The following is a 381-nucleotide window of genomic DNA, read 5'->3' as shown; positions in this document are numbered from 1 at the left end:
CTGCTCGACCAGATCCCCGAGGATGAAGAGATCGGCAGCGTCACGGCAGACGGTGCCTACGACACCCGCAAATGCCATGACGCCATCGCCGAGCGTGGCGCTCATGCCGTCATCCCGCCTCGCCGGAATGCGAAGCCTTGGAAGACCGCCACCGCTGGCGCTATCGCACGCAACGAAGCTCTGCGGGTATCTAAGTATCTGGGCCGCACCCTGTGGCGACGATGGAGCGGATACCACCGCCGGAGCCGCGTCGAAACCAAGATGCACTGCGTGAAACTTCTGGGTCAGCGCCTCATGGCGCGGGACTTCGATCGCCAGATCGCGGAACTTCAGGTCCGCATCGCCATCATGAACGGCTACACCGCGCTCGGCATACCCGTC

1 protein-coding gene is annotated in these 381 nt (G+C 63.8%); it reads left to right on the top strand.

Annotated features, from left to right (window positions below; all coding sequences use genetic code 11):
• On the top strand, positions 1 to 381 hold a 381-nt coding region (locus F8R15_RS21220; RefSeq protein WP_152845902.1), incomplete at both ends, for an IS5 family transposase.

Origin of the sequence: Thioclava sp. JE_KL1 (assembly GCF_009296265.1) — a bacterium.
Lineage (GTDB): Bacteria > Pseudomonadota > Alphaproteobacteria > Rhodobacterales > Rhodobacteraceae > Thioclava.
The sequence above is the reverse complement of the archived record's forward strand: the minus strand, read 5'-3'. Positions and strand labels throughout refer to the sequence as shown.